This window comes from Pedococcus sp. 5OH_020, assembly GCF_027812955.1.
Lineage (GTDB): Bacteria > Actinomycetota > Actinomycetes > Actinomycetales > Dermatophilaceae > Pedococcus.
The window spans coordinates 1-728 of the sequence record NZ_JAPYZV010000030.1; the positions used below are offsets into that span (position 1 = coordinate 1).

Below are 728 nucleotides of genomic sequence, written 5' to 3' on the forward strand. Positions count from 1 at the left end.
CGGTCCGGGGTCAGAAGTTTCCAGTGATGATGGTGGCGGTATCGGCCGGCGTGGTCTGACCCGTAAGTTTCCTGGCCGCTGTTGGTGCCCTTCGGAGGACCTGTCGGCCTCGCCGGCCGATACCACGACCGAACGAATCGTGAGTTTCGCCGGGCGGTGTGACCTCATAGGAGCGTGTTCGCCCGCAGCCCATCACTGGCCTGTCCACCATTCCGGTGAGCTCACCGCAACCGATGGGAGCACCGAATGGCGCGTAAGACACGACTGATCATCGGGGGCGTAGACACCCATGCCTGGACACATCACGCGGCGGTGATCGACCTGCACGGTCGCCTACTTGACGATGCGCAGTTCGCCGCCTCACCAGCTGGCTACACCCGACTGCTGGCCTGGATGCGCACGCGTGGCCAACTCCAGTCCGTCGGCATCGAAGGCACCGGTGCCTACGGCGCCGGCTTGGCCCGGCACCTGCACGAGCGCGGCGTCGAGGTGCTCGAGGTGCCGCGCCCGGACCGGCGTCTTCGTCGTCAGCGGGGCAAGAGCGACCCGATCGACGCCGAAGCCGCTGCCCGCGCGGTGCTGGCCCGCAACGACTGCGGCGCGCCCAAGCTGGCAACCGGCCAGATCGAAGCAATCCGCATGCTCAGGGTCGCCAGAACTGGCGCCGTAAAGGCGAAAACGGCCGCCGCGAACACGCTGCTCGCCCTCGTCGTCACCGCACCCGAACC

The 728-nt window shown here is 67.6% G+C and carries 1 protein-coding gene; it reads left to right on the forward strand.

All coding sequences use genetic code 11. The features are described from left to right. Positions 1–312: 312 nt before the first annotated feature. The coding region (locus PHA84_RS20670; protein ID WP_270890029.1) for an IS110 family transposase at positions 313–728 on the forward strand (416 nt) is incomplete at its 3' end.